Genomic DNA, 16,011 nt, shown 5'->3' with positions numbered 1-16,011 from the left:
TCAGCCTCGATCTACATGTGTTTATTGATAATTATCCCGTGCAGACCGCTTCAACAACCGCTTTACCGCGATTGTGTGTCAGGCATCACAAAGAAACAGGCGTTTTTCTGAAACCGGTTACAATTTTACATTGGCGGGTACCCTGACCGTCGAAACGGGCAGGGTGAAAGCGAGAGGATTAGCTGATGGATGTGCGAACGATTCGATTTTTTCCCTGCTGTTTGGCGCTGTAGAGGGCGTTATCAACGCTTCCGACAAATTGTTCCAGCGGTTCAAAATGCCACTCTCCAAGACCGCCGCTGAATGTAACCCGCAGGTTTTCTTCCCGCCAGACGCGTTTTTCAACGGCGGTACGCCACGCTTCCAGTAATGAGAGCGCTGAAGACATCTGCTCCGCCTGGAAGATTATGGCGAACTCTTCTCCGCCATAACGGTAAACCGAGACGTGATGTGGCTGCATAATCTGGATCCCTTCACGAGCCACGTTGCGCAGAACGATATCACCGGTCAGGTGACCCAGCGTGTCGTTAATTGACTTGAAGTTATCAATATCCACCAGCGCCATCGCGAAGGGCTGCTGGGCATTCAGCAGCTCTGCGATATCGCTGTCGAACGCGCGGCGGTTTTTACAGCCCGTCAGCGCATCGTGGGTAGCCTGGCGCACATACGCCATTTCGCGCTCTTTATTGGACTGAATCGTGTGGCTCAGCATCGCTTCCAGGCGCGGTGCCTCGTTAACGTCGCCGGTTTTGATGGCATTGATAATGTGTATCAGCACGCTACGCGAGGCGTGGCGGAGGTATAAGCCGAAAAGGATGATGATGATGGCCGCCAGCGCAAACCCCCAGCCAACGATCGTCGTTTCGTGGCGGGTGATATCGGTGAGCGTCGCACCGGATACCCGGTAGATGACAAACCAGTCCGGGTTGGTAAACGAGTAGTAGTAATACCAGGCGTTGCTTTTCTTGTCGTAAAGATGGCCTTCGCCGCTGGTCATTTTGTCCATCAGCGCTTCGCTCACATACTGCTTGAAGAGCGCGCCGGTATCCGGATGCAGCACCACAGCACCGTCGCGTTCGACGACGAAGAATTCCCCCTGAACGGGCGCCACCATCTGGCGCAAGGTATAGCCCATTGACGTCAAATCGAGATGAAAGGCGATCGTTCCCTTCAGTCTGCCCTCCGGCGAGATCAACGGCTTATAAAGGGTTACTGTCGGATGGCCGGTAAAGTAGTCCATGTAGGGACGGGTATAGTGGCTGAAGATGCTGGCTTCCGCCTGAGCGACAAACCACGGCCGCGTTCGGGGATCGAAGGTTTTACTCTTCTCCGTGGGGAGCACCTCCGGTGCGCGCAGATAATGTCCCTGCGTATCGGCAAGCGAAATGGAGGAGACGGTCGGCATCAGGTTCTGCAAATGCATGACCATCTGCAGCCCCTGCGTCGGGTTAAGGTTTAGCGTCTCGTTTAGCCTGTCGTCGCGCGCAAAGTACATCGCGGAACGGCCCAGAATATAGTCGTTTTCACGCAGGATAGATTCGGTGTAGTTCACCGCCAGGTTGTGCGTGAAGTTGCTGTTGATCTTATGATAATCCTCAAGAAAATCCTTTCGTTGCGAAAGCGTCACCGCGATCGCGATCACCGCAAAACTGCAGAGGATCCCCGCAAAGCTGAGCATAATGGGCCGGGTAAAAGAGAGCTTTTTGCTGTGAAGTGCCATGAGCTGTACATCGTTCCTGATGGTGAATACTTTTCGTCTGCCGATATCCTCTCAGCATAGTCGCTGTCCTGCGGTTAGCGGTGAATTATACGGCACGCGATTTTTGACAGGATGATTTATCTTAAGAACCATTAAGAAAATACTTATTAAAATGGCATGAGCCGTTTGTGCAATGAACCAGAGGCAGGGCGAAACGAGGAAGAAGCTTTTCGCCCTGGTCAGCATCCGTTGCTGACCGTGTGACAATAAAAAACCGGACGATCGCTGACAATCTTCCGGTTTTGCCTTTTCGTCGCGGCTCGACAATTTTTTAACGTGTTGCAGTGCGTTTCAACGTCACTGCGAGGCTCTTCCCAGCCAGCTGTCCCAGTCTTTCCAGACGGGCTGAAGACCCTGCGCCGTCAGGGCGGCGGCGACCGCTTCCGGGCGTCGTCCGTCATGGGGTGCAAATTGTTCCAGTTCCGGATGGTCGTCGGCGTAGCCGCCAGGCTGCGTTTTGGAAAACGCGCTGACGTTGTTAATCGCAAGCGGGATGACGCGATCGCGAAACGCCGGGGACTCGCGCGTCGAGAGCGATAATTCCACTTCCGGAGCGAGCAGGCGAAACGCGCAAATGGTCTGCACCAGCTGGCGTTCATCCATCAGCGAAGCCGGTTCAATTCCTCCCGCGCAGGGACGCAGGCGCGGGAAGGAGATGGAGTATCGGCTCTGCCAGTAGTGCTGCTGCAACCACAGCAGATGTTCCGCCACCATGTAACAATCCACCCGCCAGCTGTCGGAAAGCCCGATCAGCGCACCCAGACCGATTTTGTCGATACCGGCGCGACCCAGCCTGTCCGGCGTTTCCAGGCGGAAGAAGAAATCCTGTTTCTTGCCTTTCAGGTGGTGTCGGGCGTACGTCGCCTCGTGGTAGGTTTCCTGATAGACCATGACGCCGTCCAGCCCGAGCGTTTTGAGCTCCGCGTACTCCTCCTGCGACAGAGGCTGCACTTCCATCTGCAACGACGCAAACTGACGACGAATGGCGGGAAGGTGCCGACGGAAATAGTCCATTCCCACTTTCCCCTGATGTTCGCCCGTGACCAGCAAAAGATGTTCAAAGCCCATTTCACGGATGGCCGCACACTCACGGGCAATCTCAGCCTCATCGAGCGTTTTACGCTTGATGCGGTTGCTCATGGAGAAACCGCAGTAGGTGCAGTCATTGGCGCACAGGTTGGAGAGATAGAGCGGCACGTAGAAGCTCACCGTGTTGCCAAACCGCTGGCGGGTAAGCCGCTGCGCTCGCTGGGCCATCGGTTCGAGGTAAGCGCTGGCCGCCGGGGAGAGCAGGGCCATCAGATCCTCGCGGGTCAGATGACGGGCCTGCAGCGCGCGCTCCACGTCAGCCGCCGTTTTGCTGTTGATACGCAGGGCAATGTCGTCCCAGTTAAGCTGGCGCCAGCGCTCGGTAAACGTGCTCATGAGATCGCCTCCAGAAAACTGGTCAGCGGGCTGGTGGCCTGCGCCTGGAAACTGCGCGAGCCGGGGCCGGATCCCCTTGCCAGCAGGCCGGCCTCCACGGCCAGGCGGAATGCACGCGCCATCATGACCGGATCGTCGGCAACCGCGATAGCCGTATTCACCAGCACCGCGTCGGCGCCCATCTCCAGCGCCTGCGCGGCATGGCTGGGCACGCCAATGCCCGCATCCACCACCACCGGTACGGTGGCCTGTTCAATAATGATTTCCAGCATCGCGCGGGTCTCCAGCCCCTGGTTGGAGCCAATGGGGGCCCCCAGCGGCATGACGGCAGCGCAGCCGACCTCTTCCAGCCGTTTGCACAGGACAGGGTCGGCCCCGCAGTAAGGCAGGACGGTAAACCCTTGCTGAACCAGCTTTTCAGCCGCTTTCAGCGTTTCAATCGGATCGGGCAGCAGCCAGCGGGCATCCGGATGGATTTCCAGCTTCAACCAGCGGGTGCCGAGCGCTTCCCGTGCCAGCTGTGCGGCAAAAATCGCCTCTTCTGCCGTTTTGGCGCCGGAGGTGTTGGGCAACAGCGTGACGCCCGCTTCCAGCAACGGAGCCAGAATGGCATCGCTGTGATGGCGCAGATCCACGCGCTTAAGCGCCAGCGTCACCAACTGGCTGCCGCTTTCGCGAATGGCCTCCACCATCAGCTGCGGCGAGGCGAATTTTCCGGTTCCGGTAAACAGATGCGAATCAAAATCCTTATCGGCAATACGTAACATCTCAGCCCCCTGCGATAACCTGAAACAGCAGGATCTGGTCGCCTTCATTGACCTGCTGATGTTCCCACTGCTCGCGCGGCAGGATCTGTTGATTGAGCGCCAGCGCCGTTCCCGGCTTGAGCTGACGCAGCTTGTCGAGCAGTGCGGCAACGGTGAGCCCGTCGTCGCAGCTCATCGGCTCATCGTTAAACAGAATGCGCATCGCGGCCTCCGCACACCGGGCAGTGGCTGGCGCGATGCAGCGCCAGATGACGCCAGCCGCTGGAGCGGGCATCAAACAGCCGCAGCGTATTGCGTTCCGTCTCCATGCCGCTGAGCAGCTTGATGGCCTCCAGCGCCTGCATCGTGCCCATCACGCCGACCACCGGACCCAGAATGCCCGCCGTACGGCAGTTGCGCGTCGGCTCGGCATCGTCCGGCCACAGGCAGCGATAGCAGCCCTGCGTCCACGGTGGCGTCAGAACCATCATTTGCCCGCCGAACCCCACCGCGCTGGCGGTGATAAGCGGCGTATGATTTGCCACGCAGGCGGCGTTGATCGCCTGGCGCGTCGCCATGTTGTCGGTACAGTCCAGCACCACGTCGGCAAGGGCGACTTCACGGTGCAGGCTTTCACCGCCAAGCCGCTCCTGTAGGGCAATCAGTTCGATATCCGGGTTAAGCTGATGCAGCCGCTGCCGGGTGATCTGCGCTTTCGGCTGGTTGATATCCTCGGTGGTAAAGAGGATTTGTCGCTGCAGGTTGCTGAGGTGGACCTCGTCGTCGTCGGCCAGCACCAGCGTGCCGATACCCGCGCCTGCCAGATAGAGCGCGGCGGGTGCGCCTAATCCCCCCAGGCCAACAATCAGCACCCGGCTGGCGAGCAGTTTTTGCTGCCCGTCGATGGCGATATCCTCCAGCAGGATCTGACGGCTGTAGCGCATAAAGTCGCGATCATTCATCGCCTGCTCCTGCCAGCTGTAACAGCTGTTCGGTGGCGGCCTGCCAGTCTGCGGCCTGGGTGATGGCGCTGACGACGGCGATGCTGCCCACGCCGGTCTCCAGCACTGCCGGGGCGCGTTCCAGGCTGATTCCGCCGATGGCGACGGTGGGGTAGTCGGCAAGGCGTTTAACGTGACCCGCCAGTTGCGTCAGACCCTGCGGAGCGGAGGGCATCTGCTTGGTTTGCGTCGGGAAGACGTGACCGAGCGCGATGTAAGAGGGACGGGCCGCCAGGGCCACGTCGATCTCCATGTCATCGTGTGTTGACACGCCAAGACGTAACCCGGCGTCACGGATTGCGCTCAGATCCGTTGTTTCCAGGTCCTCCTGACCCAGATGCACGCCGTACGCCCGGTGCTTAACGGCCAGCCGCCAGTAGTCATTGATAAACAGGCGGGCGTTATACCGACGCCCCAGCGCAATGGCGGCAACCACATCGGCTTCCACCTCCTCATCGCGTTTATCCTTGATGCGCAGCTGGAGGGTGCGAACGCCTGCCTCCAGCAGGCGCGCTATCCACGCCACGCTGTCCACCACCGGATAGAGCCCTAAACGGTAGGGAACGGGTGGGAAATCGGGCTGGTACATTACGCCTCCTCTTTTTTGAGGTAGATTTCGCCGCCTTTGGCGCGGAAGGCTTCGGACATGTCCGCCATACCCACTTCAATGGTTTGCGCGGCGGCGTAGTCGCGCACCTCCTGGCTGATCTTCATCGAGCAGAACTTCGGCCCACACATGGAGCAGAAGTGCGCGACTTTGCCCGATTCCTGCGGCAGGGTTTCGTCGTGGTAGGCGCGGGCGGTGAACGGATCCAGCGCCAGGTTGAACTGGTCTTCCCAGCGGAATTCAAAGCGCGCCTTCGACATGGCGTTATCACGGATTTGCGCGCCCGGGTGGCCTTTGGCCAGATCCGCCGCGTGGGCGGCAATTTTGTAGGTGATCAGCCCCTGCTTCACGTCCTCTTTGTTAGGCAGGCCGAGGTGCTCTTTCGGCGTCACGTAGCAGAGCATGGCGCAGCCGAACCAGCCGATCATCGCCGCGCCAATGCCTGACGTGAAGTGGTCATAGCCCGGCGCGATGTCGGTGGTCAGTGGCCCCAGCGTGTAGAACGGCGCTTCGTGGCAGTGCTCCAGCTCTTCGGTCATGTTGCGGCGGATCATCTGCATCGGCACGTGGCCCGGGCCTTCAATCATCACCTGCACGTCATACTCCCAGGCGATTTTGGTCAGCTCGCCCAGCGTGTGCAGCTCGGCAAACTGTGCTTCGTCGTTAGCGTCGCGGATGGAGCCCGGGCGCAGGCCGTCGCCCAGCGACAGAGAGACATCGTAAGCGGCGCAGATTTCGCAGATCTCGCGGAAGTGTTCGTAAAGGAAGTTCTCCTGGTGATGGGAGAGGCACCACTTCGCCATGATCGAACCGCCGCGCGAGACGATGCCGGTCAGACGCTTCGCGGTCATCGGCACGTAGCGCAGCAGCACGCCCGCGTGAATGGTGAAGTAGTCCACGCCCTGTTCCGCCTGCTCCAGCAGCGTGTCGCGGAACGCTTCCCAGGTAAGGTTTTCGGCGATGCCGTTGACCTTCTCCAGCGCCTGATAAATCGGGACGGTGCCAATCGGAACCGGGCTGTTACGCAGGATCCATTCGCGGGTTTCGTGAATATAGCGGCCGGTGGAGAGATCCATTACCGTGTCCGCGCCCCAGCGCGTTGACCAGACAAGCTTTTCAACCTCTTCTTCGATGGAGGAGGTGACGGCCGAGTTACCGATGTTAGCGTTGACCTTCACCAGGAAGTTGCGGCCGATAATCATCGGCTCGGATTCCGGGTGGTTAATGTTGGCGGGGATGATCGCGCGGCCTGCGGCCACTTCGCCACGCACAAATTCCGGCGTGATGTTCTCCGGCAGGCGTGCGCCAAAGCCTTCGCCCGGGTGCTGGTAGCGCAGCACTTCGCTGCGGATACGCTCGCGGCCCATGTTCTCGCGGATGGCGATGAACTCCATCTCCGGCGTGACGATCCCCTGGCGGGCGTAGTGCAGCTGCGTCACGCATTTGCCCGCTCTGGCGCGTTTTGGCGTCAGCAGGCCGGTAAAGCGCAGCGCGTCCAGACCGTCGTCGGCCAGGCGTTCTTTGGTGTATGCAGAACTGCGTACGCTCAGTTCTTCGCAGTCGTTACGCGCCTCTATCCACGGCTGGCGCAGCTTTGCCAGACCCTGCTGGACGTTAATAGCAACATCAGGATCGCCGTACGGGCCGGAGGTGTCATACACCGGCACGGCTTCGTTGTCTTCATACTGCGGATTCTCTTTGCTGCCGCCGATAAGCGTCGGGCTGAGCTGGATTTCACGCATCGGGACGCGGATATCGGCCTGCGAGCCGGAAATGTAGATGCGTTTCGAGTTCGGGAAAGCGGTGCCTTCCAGGGTGTCGATGAAGTGTTGGGCCTGTGCACGCTGTTCGCGGCGGGTCAGTTTTGCAGTAGACATAGCTCATTCCAAAAGTGAAGGATATGGCTTGTCAGACGACGGATGAAGCAAGAGAGGATCGCCCGGGGGGCGATACAACAGCAGTGTGACTCTTGTTCCCTTCGCAGGTATTAGCCTGATCAGGTTCCGCGGATCCCGAATTAACGGTCTCAGCCCGGCTTTCGCTCTGGGCACTCCGACAAGATAAATCCCCCTCGTGAGAGGGGCGAATGGTTGTAAATTACTCGTTAACGATTAAGAACTCAAGCCGGGCGCGCGATGTTATCTTCGGGGCTGGCGTCCAGGACGAGGCTAATCAGCTTATCTTCCAGCGTGAATCGCTCTTCCAGCGCTTCGCCAAGGTCGGAAAGCGCCTGCTGGAACTCAAGATAGTTATCGTGATCGATGGCGTTCTCAAGCGTGGAATCGTAGTAATCCATGATCTGCTGGGTGTTGGCTTCCAGCAGCGGACAAAGTTTGCTGGCCGCTAAATACGGCGTTGTCCCTTCCATTTCGCGGATAATGCGTTCATAAATATTGAAATGGCCGTCGGACAGATAGTCGACCAGGCTCTGACAAAAATCATCCAGCGCTTTTTCATTCAGCCGCATAAACGATTCTTTGCCAGGCTTAAGACCGACCAGATTGTAATAAGCCACGAGTAGATGCTTGCGCACATGTAGCCAGCGATCCACCAGTTTGTTACTTCCTCTAACGCGCTCAGTCAGGCTTTCTAGCTGGTTTAACATGGTCGACTCCGCAAAGTGTAGGATTGAATCTGCTCATCCAGAATGTAACCACAATGCTAACAACATGTCAGTGAAGCGAAGGTAGTGCAATAGATATGGATCGTATTATTGAAAAATCAGATCTGGGTTGGTGGATCGTCAGTCACGAACAAAAATTATGGTTGCCCGGTGGAGAGCTGCCCTACGGTGCGGCGGAAACGTTTGATCTCGAGGGCCAGCCTGCGCTGAAGATCGGCGAGTGGCAGGGTGAACCCGTGTGGTTGATCCAACAAGCGCGTCGTCAGGATATGGGATCCGTTCGCCAGGTGTTGGATCTGGACGTAGGCCTGTTCCAGCTGGCGGGGCGGGGCGTCCAGCTGGCGGAGTTTTACCGCTCACACAAATACTGCGGCTATTGCGGCCATACCATGCACCCGAGTAAAACCGAGTGGGCGATGCTCTGCAGCCACTGCCGCGAACGTTATTACCCACAAATTGCGCCGTGCATTATCGTCGCTATCCGTCGGGATGACTCTATTTTGCTTGCACAGCATACCCGCCATCGCAACGGCATTCATACCGTGCTGGCCGGGTTCGTCGAGGTGGGCGAAACGCTGGAGCAGGCAGTGGCGCGCGAGGTGATGGAAGAGAGCGGGATCAAAGTGAAGAACTTGCGCTACGTCACCTCCCAGCCGTGGCCGTTCCCGCAGTCGCTGATGACGGCCTTTATGGCCGACTATGACAGCGGCGAGATCGTTATCGATCAGAAAGAGCTGCTGGATGCGAACTGGTATCGCTATGACGATCTACCGCTGCTCCCCCCACCGGGTACCGTGGCGCGTCGGCTGATAGAAGATACCGTAGCGATGTGTCGGGCCGAGTATGAGTAGTGTTACACTGAGGCCATGACGCTTAAGGAACTGCAAAAATGACCGAACTGAAGAACGATCGTTATCTGCGTGCGCTGCTGCGCCAGCCCGTTGATGTCACCCCGGTGTGGATGATGCGCCAGGCGGGACGCTATCTGCCAGAGTACAAAGCCACGCGCGCGCAGGCGGGCGATTTTATGTCGCTGTGCAAAAACGCCGAGCTGGCCTGTGAAGTGACGCTCCAGCCGCTGCGCCGCTTCCCGCTGGATGCTGCGATCCTCTTCTCGGATATTCTGACCATTCCGGATGCGATGGGCCTTGGCCTGTACTTCGAAACCGGTGAAGGCCCGCGTTTTACCTCTCCGATCAGAAGCAAAGCCGACGTGGACAAGCTGCCGATCCCCGATCCGGAAGGCGAGCTGGGCTACGTGATGAACGCCGTGCGCACCATTCGCCGCGAGCTGAAAGGTGAGGTGCCGCTGATTGGCTTCTCCGGCAGCCCGTGGACGCTGGCAACCTATATGGTGGAGGGGGGCAGCAGCAAAGCCTTCACCCTGATTAAAAAGATGATGTACGCCGAGCCGCTGGCTCTGCATGCGCTGCTTGACAAGCTCGCGAAGAGCGTCACGCTCTATCTCAACGCGCAGATTAAAGCCGGTGCGCAGTCGGTGATGATTTTCGATACCTGGGGCGGCGTGCTGACCGGGCGTGATTATCAACAGTTCTCCCTGTATTACATGCATAAAATCGTTGACGGCCTGCTGCGCGAAAACGAAGGCCGCCGCGTGCCGGTGACGCTGTTCACCAAAGGTGGCGGTCAGTGGCTGGAAGCCATGGCGGCAACCGGCTGCGACGCCCTGGGTCTCGACTGGACCACCGATATCGCTGATGCCCGCCGCCGCGTGGGCGACAAAGTGGCGCTTCAGGGCAATATGGACCCGTCCATGCTCTATGCGCCGCCTGCCCGCATTGAAGAAGAAGTGTCGACTATACTGTCTGGTTTCGGCCAGGGGGAAGGCCACGTCTTTAACCTCGGCCACGGTATTCATCAGGATGTACCGCCAGAGCACGCAGGCGTATTTGTGGAGGCGGTGCATCGGCTTTCTGCCCAGTATCACAAGTAAGGAGTCGTTATGGATCTCGCGTCGCTACGCGCTCAACAAATCGAACTGGCCTCATCGGTGATCCGCGAGGATCGTCTGGATAAGGATCCTCCGCAGTACATTGGCGGAGCCGACGTCGGGTTTGAGCAGGGTGGGGACGTGACGCGAGCGGCGATGGTGGTCCTGAAATACCCTTCGCTCGAGCTGGTGGAGTACAAGGTCGCGCGTATTGCCACCACCATGCCGTACATTCCGGGCTTTCTCTCCTTCCGCGAATATCCCGCGCTGCTGGCAGCGTGGGAGCAGCTTTCGCAAAAACCTGACCTGCTTTTTGTCGATGGGCACGGTATCTCACACCCGCGCCGTTTAGGCGTTGCCAGCCACTTTGGGCTGCTGGTGGATGTGCCGACCATCGGTGTCGCCAAGAAACGCCTCTGCGGCACCTTTGAACCTCTTTCAGCCGAGCCGGGTGCGCTGGCGCCGCTTATCCATAAAGGCGAGCAGCTGGCGTGGGTCTGGCGCAGCAAGGCACGCTGTAATCCGCTGTTCATCGCCACCGGCCATCGGGTGAGTATGGACAGCGCCCTGGCGTGGGTACAGCGCTGCATGAAGGGCTACCGCTTACCGGAGCCAACGCGCTGGGCTGACGCGGTGGCCTCTTCGCGTCCGGCTTTTGTTCGTTGGCAGGAAATTCAGCGATGATTCAGGTAAACTGCGCCTAATTTTCGATTCGAGAGATCATCATGCTACAAAACCCGATTCACCTGCGCCTTGAAAAGCTGGAAAGCTGGCAGCACGTCACCTTTATGGCTTGCCTGTGCGAGCGCATGTATCCCAACTATGCCGCGTTCTGCAAGCAGACCGGCTTTGGTGATGGCCATATCTACCGCCGCATTCTGGATCTGATCTGGGAAACGCTGACGGTGAAAGACGCGAAGGTGAATTTCGACTCTCAGCTCGAAAAGCTGGAAGAGGCGATCCCGGTGGCGGATGATTTTGACCTGTACGGCGTCTACCCGGCAATTGATGCCTGTGTGGCGTTAAGCGAATTGCTCCACTCCCGCCTGAGCGGTGAGACGCTGGAGCACGCTATCGAAGTCAGTAAGGCCTCTATCACCACCGTGGCGATGCTGGAAATGACCCAGGAAGGCCGCGAGATGACCGACGAAGAGCTGCGTGCGAACCCGGCCGTTGAGCAAGAATGGGATATCCAGTGGGAGATTTTCCGCCTGCTGGCAGAGTGTGAAGAACGCGACATTGAGCTGATCAAAGGGCTGCGCGCGGACTTACGTGAGGCCGGTGAGAGTAATATTGGTATAATTTTTAACCAATGAGATAAGAAAACTTGAGATAACGCCCGTTTTGTCGCTCCTCGACTCTTCCCTTTCGACCCTTGTCTGGTCTACATTTGGGGGGCGAAAAAAAGTGGCTATCGGTGCGTGTATGCAGGAGAGTGCTTTTTTGGCATTTTCGTCGCACTCGATGCTTAGCAAGCGATAAACACATTGAAAGGATAACTTATGAACAAGACTCAACTGATTGATGTAATTGCGGACAAGGCTGATCTGTCTAAAGTGCAGGCTAAAGCTGCTCTGGAATCTACCCTGGCTGCTATTACTGAGTCTCTGAAAGAAGGCGATGCTGTACAACTGGTTGGTTTCGGTACCTTCAAAGTGAACCACCGCGCTGAGCGTACTGGCCGCAACCCGCAGACCGGTAAAGAAATCAAAATCGCCGCAGCTAACGTGCCGGCATTTGTTTCTGGTAAAGCACTGAAAGACGCTGTTAAGTAAGACGCGTGGCAGTGAACAGTTTTAGCGAAGGGGCGGCAACGCCCCTTTTGTCTTTCTGGCGCGGAACGCTCGCGCTGGCAGGTGCGCTGCTGCTGTCAGCCTGTAGTCACGACACCACTCTGCCGCCGTTTACCGCCAGCGGCTACGCTGACAACCAGGGCGCGGTCAGGATCTGGCGTAAAGATTCCGGCAATGAAGTTCATCTGTTATCTGCCTTCAGCCCGTGGCATAGCGGCAATACGTCGACGGCAGAATATCGCTGGCAGGGAGATGACCTCTCGCTGATTGAGCTGAACGTCTACAGCAAGACCCCCGAACACGTGAAAGTGCGTTTTGACGACCATGGCGAGCTGAGCTTTATGCAGCGTGAAGTCAGCGGTCAAAAACAGCAGCTTTCCAGCGACCAAATCGCCCTCTACCGTTACCGTGCCGAACAAATCCGCCAGACCAGCGATGCGCTTCGTCTGGGACGCGTTGTGCTGCGCCAGGGGCGCTGGCATAACGATGGAACGGTAACCACCTGCGAAGGGCAAACGGTGAAGCCTGAGCTTGAATCCTAGGCGACCGAACACATTCAACGCCGTCAGCGTCATTCATCAATGGACGTGAGTGTGGCGTGGCTTGAGGCGCCGGAAGGCTCTCAATTGCTATTGGTGGCGAACGAAGATTTCTGCACCTGGCAGCCGACAGAGAAGAGTTTTTGAGTTCTGTGGATTAAGCCGGATGGCGCTAACGCTTATCCGGCCTACGAACGATTCCCTCTCCCTGTGGGAGAGGGTGAGGGCGAGGAGGAATTACTCCCCCTGCTCACGCGCAATCGCGCGATAGCCGATATCCTGACGGCTAAAGCTACCGTTCCAGTGAATATCCGCCATCAGCGCATAGGCGCGCTTCTGTGCTTCTGCCACGGTATGGCCCAGCGCGGTCGCACACAGCACGCGTCCGCCGTTGGTCAGAACGCGATCGTCCTCAGCCAGCTTCGTACCGGCGTGGAACACCTTCGCACCGTCAATCTCTTCCAGCGGCAGACCGTGGATCTCATCACCGGTGCTGTAGTTGCCCGGATAACCCCCCGCAGCAATCACCACGCCGAGAGACGCACGCTCGTCCCACTCGGAGGTTTTCTCGTCCAGCTTGCCATCGCAGGCAGCCAGGCACAGCTCCACCAGATCGGATTTCATGCGCAGCATGATGGGCTGGGTTTCCGGATCGCCAAAGCGGCAGTTGAATTCGATGACCTTAGGGTTACCCTGCTTGTCGATCATCAGGCCTGCATAAAGGAAACCGGTGTAGGTATTGCCTTCTGCCGCCATTCCCTTCACGGTAGGCCAGATGATGCGATCCATGGTGCGCTGGTGGACGTCGTCAGTCACGACCGGCGCAGGGGAGTAAGCGCCCATCCCGCCGGTATTAGGCCCCGTGTCGCCATTGCCCACACGCTTGTGATCCTGGCTGGTGGCCATCGGCAGAACGTGCTCGCCGTCGACCATGACGATAAAGCTCGCCTCTTCACCGTCGAGGAACTCTTCAATCACGATGCGGTGGCCCGCATCGCCAAAGGCGTTACCTGCCAGCATATCCTGAACCGCGGCTTCGGCTTCTTCGAGCGTCATCGCGACGATCACGCCTTTACCCGCGGCCAGACCGTCGGCCTTGATAACAATCGGCGCGCCCTTCTCACGTAACCAGGCCAGAGCAGGCTCCACTTCAGTGAAATTCTGATATTCCGCCGTCGGGATGTTATGACGCGCGAGGAAATCTTTGGTGAAGGCCTTGGAGCCTTCCAGCTGCGCGGCGCCTTCCGTTGGGCCAAAGATTTTCAGGCCCGCTGCGCGGAACGCATCCACCACGCCAATCACCAGCGGCGCTTCAGGGCCGACGATGGTCAGGTCGATTTTCTCCTGCTGAGCAAAGCTTAACAGCGCCGGAATGTCGGTCACGCCGATAGCCACGTTCTGCAGCGCGGGTTCCAGTGCGGTACCGGCGTTGCCCGGTGCCACGAAGACCGTTTTAACCAGCGGAGACTGGGCCGCTTTCCACGCCAGCGCGTGCTCGCGTCCGCCGTTACCAATCACTAATACTTTCATTTTCTGCTCCGGGAATTAATGGCGGAAGTGACGCATGTCGGTGAAGATCATCGCAATGCCGTGTTCGTCGGCAGCGGCAATCACTTCGTCATCGCGGATTGAACCGCCAGGCTGGATCACGCAGGTGATGCCGACAGCGGCTGCGGCATCGATGCCGTCACGGAACGGGAAGAAGGCGTCAGAGGCCATGGCGGAGCCTTTGACTTCCAGACCTTCATCGCCTGCTTTAATACCCGCGATTTTCGCCGAGTAAACGCGGCTCATCTGGCCTGCGCCTATCCCGATGGTCATGTTCTCTTTCGCGTAGACGATGGCGTTGGATTTCACAAACTTCGCCACTTTCCAGCAGAACAGCGCGTCACGCAGCTCCTGTTCGGTCGGCTGACGTTTGGTCACCACGCGCAGGTCGGCTTCTGTCACCATCCCCAGATCGCGGTCCTGAACCAGCAGGCCGCCGTTCACGCGCTTGAAGTCCTGGCCCGGCACGCGTTCTGCCCACTGGCCGCAAACCAGTACGCGCACGTTCTGTTTTGCCGCGGTGATTTTCAGCGCTTCTTCGGAGGCCGATGGCGCGATGATCACTTCAACGAACTGGCGGGAGATGATGGCCTGAGCCGTTTCAGCATCCAGCTCGCGGTTGAAGGCGATAATGCCGCCGAACGCGGAGGTCGGGTCGGTTTTGTAGGCGCGATCGTAGGCATCAAGGATTGAGGTGCTCACGGCAACGCCACATGGGTTCGCATGCTTGACGATAACGCAGGCCGGCTCGCTGAATTCTTTCACGCATTCCAGCGCGGCGTCTGTATCGGCAATGTTGTTATAGGAGAGCGCTTTGCCTTGCACCTGCTGGGCAGTCGCAACTGAGGCTTCTTTTACCTCTTCTTCTATATAGAAGGCCGCCTGCTGGTGGCTGTTCTCGCCGTAGCGCATATCCTGCTTCTTAATGAAGTTCAGATTCAGGGTGCGCGGGAAGCGGCCTGAAGGATCTTTGCTTTCACCGTGGTAAGCCGGCACCAGACTACCGAAGTAGTTGGCGATCATGCTGTCGTACGCCGCGGTGTGCTCGAAGGCTTTGATGGCGAGGTCGAAACGCGTTTCCAGGGTCAGCGACCCTTCGTTGGCGTCCATCTCATTAATAATGGCGCTGTAATCGCTGCTCTTTACCACGATGGCGACATCTTTATGGTTCTTGGCCGCAGAGCGCACCATGGTCGGGCCACCAATATCAATATTCTCTACGGCATCTTCCAGAGAGCAGCCTTCACGCGCCACGGTCTGGGCGAACGGATAAAGGTTAACGACAACCATATCAATTGGCGCGATATCATGCTGCTCCATAATGGCATCATCCTGACCGCGACGACCCAGAATGCCGCCGTGGACTTTCGGGTGCAGGGTTTTGACGCGTCCATCCATCATTTCCGGGAAACCGGTGTAATCGGACACTTCGGTTACCGGCAGACCTTTATCTGCTAACAGGCGAGCGGTTCCACCTGTGGAAAGCAGTTCTACACCGCGTGCAGAAAGTGCCTGAGCGAATTCGACGATACCGGCTTTATCAGAAACACTGAGCAGAGCGCGGCGGACTGGACGACGTTGTTGCATGGTAAATCCCCTGGATTTCACGATTACAGAGAGCGTTAGATGAATTTTCCTGTGAAAAACTCATCTAACACACCTGACGAGGCATCCTTGTAAAGCGCGAGCATTTTAACGAAAACGTTTGCGCAACGCTCGCACATTTTCACTTTTTCGTATCATTGTGGATAAGTCTGTGTGTAAAAAGGTATAAGGCGGGGTTTTGCTGTGGAATGCAGCAGTCAGTCATTTTTCTGTCATTTAGCGGTTGCGGCCTGCGGAGAACTCCCTATAATGCGCCTCCATCGACACGGCGGATGTGAATCACTTCACAAACAGCCCGGTCGGTTGAAGAGAAAAAATCCTGAAATAACGGGTTGACTCTGAAAGAGGAAAGCGTAATATACGCCACCTCGCAACGGTGAGCGAAAGCCGCGTTGCACTGCTCTTTAACAATTT

The 16,011-nt window shown here is 57.9% G+C and carries 15 protein-coding genes, 1 pseudogene and 1 riboswitch; of the genes and pseudogenes, 6 read left to right on the top strand and 10 right to left on the bottom strand.

The features are described 5' to 3' along the window. Positions 1-178: 178 nt before the first annotated feature. The 8 genes from FHC48_RS11515 to FHC48_RS11480 all read right to left on the bottom strand — a co-directional run bounded on the left by FHC48_RS11515 (position 179) and on the right by FHC48_RS11480 (position 8,143). The gene (locus FHC48_RS11515; protein ID WP_059364635.1) at positions 179-1,720 is read right to left on the bottom strand and encodes a sensor domain-containing diguanylate cyclase; all 1,542 of its coding nucleotides are present in this window, start codon (positions 1,718-1,720) and stop codon (positions 179-181) included. 336 nt (positions 1,721-2,056) lie between these two features. Further along, on the bottom strand, positions 2,057-3,184 hold the full coding sequence (gene thiH / locus FHC48_RS11510) for a 2-iminoacetate synthase ThiH (protein ID WP_059364633.1): 1,128 nt from the start codon (positions 3,182-3,184) through the stop codon (positions 2,057-2,059). After that, positions 3,181-3,951 (bottom strand): thiazole synthase, encoded by a 771-nt coding sequence (thiG, locus tag FHC48_RS11505; protein WP_032675757.1) that lies wholly within the window; start codon positions 3,949-3,951, stop codon positions 3,181-3,183. Before thiG ends, thiH begins: the two co-directional genes overlap by 4 nt. A 1-nt stretch (position 3,952) precedes the next feature. Beyond that, positions 3,953-4,153: a sulfur carrier protein ThiS gene (thiS, locus tag FHC48_RS11500; RefSeq protein WP_021242959.1), complete on the bottom strand. Its 201-nt coding sequence runs from the start codon at positions 4,151-4,153 to the stop codon at positions 3,953-3,955. Continuing rightward, complete coding sequence (locus FHC48_RS11495) at positions 4,137-4,892, bottom strand: HesA/MoeB/ThiF family protein (RefSeq protein WP_008503461.1); 756 nt, start codon at positions 4,890-4,892, stop codon at positions 4,137-4,139. The genes thiS and FHC48_RS11495 overlap by 17 nt, the downstream gene beginning before the upstream one ends. Further along, positions 4,885-5,520 (bottom strand): thiamine phosphate synthase, encoded by a 636-nt coding sequence (gene thiE, locus FHC48_RS11490; protein WP_021242961.1) that lies wholly within the window; start codon positions 5,518-5,520, stop codon positions 4,885-4,887. The genes FHC48_RS11495 and thiE overlap by 8 nt, the downstream gene beginning before the upstream one ends. After that, a complete protein-coding gene (gene thiC, locus FHC48_RS11485) occupies positions 5,520-7,415 on the bottom strand; it encodes a phosphomethylpyrimidine synthase ThiC (RefSeq protein ID WP_059364631.1) in 1,896 nt (631 codons plus the stop codon). Before thiC ends, thiE begins: the two co-directional genes overlap by 1 nt. Positions 7,416-7,494: 79 nt before the next feature. Beyond that, a riboswitch (TPP riboswitch) is annotated at positions 7,495-7,603 on the bottom strand. Between the two features lie 54 nt (positions 7,604-7,657). Next, a complete protein-coding gene (locus tag FHC48_RS11480; protein WP_008503464.1) occupies positions 7,658-8,143 on the bottom strand; it encodes an Rsd/AlgQ family anti-sigma factor in 486 nt (161 codons plus the stop codon). 95 nt (positions 8,144-8,238) lie between these two features. On the opposite strand from FHC48_RS11480, the gene nudC reads away from it, so the two are divergent. From nudC to FHC48_RS11450, 6 genes and pseudogenes are all read left to right on the top strand, one after another. Further along, complete coding sequence (gene nudC, locus FHC48_RS11475) at positions 8,239-9,012, top strand: NAD(+) diphosphatase (protein WP_059364629.1); 774 nt, start codon at positions 8,239-8,241, stop codon at positions 9,010-9,012. Positions 9,013-9,050: 38 nt separating this feature from the next. Then, positions 9,051-10,115 carry a uroporphyrinogen decarboxylase gene (gene hemE, locus FHC48_RS11470; RefSeq protein WP_008503466.1) on the top strand — a complete coding sequence of 355 codons (1,065 nt, stop codon included), beginning with the start codon at positions 9,051-9,053 and terminating at the stop codon, positions 10,113-10,115. Positions 10,116-10,124: 9 nt separating this feature from the next. After that, positions 10,125-10,796: a deoxyribonuclease V gene (gene nfi / locus FHC48_RS11465; RefSeq protein WP_059360277.1), complete on the top strand. Its 672-nt coding sequence runs from the start codon at positions 10,125-10,127 to the stop codon at positions 10,794-10,796. Positions 10,797-10,837: 41 nt separating this feature from the next. Next, the gene (locus FHC48_RS11460) at positions 10,838-11,428 is read left to right on the top strand and encodes a YjaG family protein (RefSeq protein ID WP_008503468.1); all 591 of its coding nucleotides are present in this window, start codon (positions 10,838-10,840) and stop codon (positions 11,426-11,428) included. A 186-nt stretch (positions 11,429-11,614) separates the two neighbouring features. Then, entirely contained in the window at positions 11,615-11,887 is a 273-nt protein-coding gene (gene hupA, locus FHC48_RS11455; protein WP_002445246.1) for a nucleoid-associated protein HU-alpha, read from the top strand. A gap of 11 nt (positions 11,888-11,898) precedes the next feature. Then, positions 11,899-12,591, top strand: a pseudogene (locus FHC48_RS11450) (DUF1481 domain-containing protein). 90 nt (positions 12,592-12,681) lie between these two features. Here FHC48_RS11450 and purD read toward each other — a convergent pair. Both purD and purH read right to left on the bottom strand, forming a co-directional pair. Further along, on the bottom strand, positions 12,682-13,974 hold the full coding sequence (gene purD, locus FHC48_RS11445) for a phosphoribosylamine--glycine ligase (protein WP_008503470.1): 1,293 nt from the start codon (positions 13,972-13,974) through the stop codon (positions 12,682-12,684). Positions 13,975-13,989: 15 nt separating this feature from the next. Continuing rightward, on the bottom strand, positions 13,990-15,579 hold the full coding sequence (purH, locus tag FHC48_RS11440; protein ID WP_059364627.1) for a bifunctional phosphoribosylaminoimidazolecarboxamide formyltransferase/IMP cyclohydrolase: 1,590 nt from the start codon (positions 15,577-15,579) through the stop codon (positions 13,990-13,992). Between the last annotated feature and the right edge of the window lie 432 nt (positions 15,580-16,011).

The sequence above is a fragment of the Enterobacter sp. EC_50 genome (assembly GCF_019584525.1).
Classification (GTDB): Bacteria; Pseudomonadota; Gammaproteobacteria; order Enterobacterales; family Enterobacteriaceae; genus Enterobacter; species Enterobacter roggenkampii.
The sequence above is the reverse complement of the archived record's forward strand: the minus strand, read 5'-3'. Positions and strand labels throughout refer to the sequence as shown.